General features: G+C 71.1%; 1 protein-coding gene. It reads left to right on the top strand.

Annotated elements, in window-relative coordinates; translation table 11 throughout:
* A partial coding sequence (locus tag ABZ444_RS51440) for a M4 family metallopeptidase (RefSeq protein WP_358012716.1) occupies nucleotides 1–1,175 on the top strand: 1,175 nt, incomplete at both ends.

Raw genomic sequence — 1,175 nt, 5'->3', positions numbered from 1 at the left:
ACCAAGGCCACCGTCAGCGCCGCCAAGGCCACCGCCACCGCCAAGGCCCGCCTGTCCCGCGTCGACGACAGCGCCGCCCCCCGCCTGGTCGTGCTCGCCCGCGGCGAGACACCCAAGCTGGCCTGGGAGGTCAAGGTCTCCGGCCTGGCCAAGGGCAAGCCCAGCGTGCAGAACGTCTACGTCGACGCCCGCACCGGCGCCGTCGCCGACGCGGTGGACCTGGTCCGCGAGGGCAGCGGCAACGGCTTCTACTACGGCCAGGTCACCATCAACACCAGCGGCTCGGGCAGCTCGTACTCCATGACCGACACCACCCGGCCCGGCATCGCGTGCGGCGGCCAGGGCGGCTCGGCCTACACCGGCACCGACGACGCCTGGGGCAACGGTTCGGGCACCAACCTGGAGACCGCCTGCGTGGACGCCCTCTTCAGCGTCCAGCGCGAGTGGGACATGCTGCGCGACTGGCTGGGCCGCAGCGGCATCGACGGCAGCGGCAGGGGCTTCCCCGCCCGCGTCGGCCTGGCCGACGTCAACGCCTACTGGAACGGCAGCTACACCAACTTCGGCCACAACCAGGCCAACACCCAGCAGGCCACCCCCATCGACGTGGTGGCCCACGAGTTCGGCCACGCCATCTTCCAGACCACCCCCGGCGGCGCCGGCTCCGGCAACGAGAACGGCGGCATCAACGAGGGCACCGGCGACATCTTCGGCGCGCTGACCGAGGCCTACGCCAACAACCCCAACGACCCGCCGGACTACCTGGTGGGCGAGGAGGTCGACCTGGTCGGCCAGGGCCCGATCCGCAACATGTACAACCCCAGCGCCCTGGGTGACCCCAACTGCTACTCCTCCTCCATCCCCAACACCGAGGTGCACTCGGCGGCCGGGCCGCTCAACCACTGGTTCTACCTGCTGGCCGAGGGCAACAACCCCGGCGGCGGCAAGCCTTCCAGCCCGATCTGCTCCGGCGGACCGTCGTCGGTGACCGGCGTCAGCGTGCAGAAGGCCGGCAAGATCTACATGGGCGCCCTGAACCGCAAGACGTCCTCCTGGCGCTACGCCAACATCAGGTCGGCCTCGGTGGCCGCGGCCATCGAGCTGTACGGCGCCAACAGCGCCGAGTGCAACAGCACCAAGGCCGCCTGGAGCGCCGTCAGCGTCGCCGCCGCCTC

Source organism: Nonomuraea sp. NPDC005730 (assembly GCF_040630865.1).
GTDB lineage: Bacteria > Actinomycetota > Actinomycetes > Streptosporangiales > Streptosporangiaceae > Nonomuraea.
This window is presented reverse-complemented; position numbering and strand designations above follow the sequence as displayed.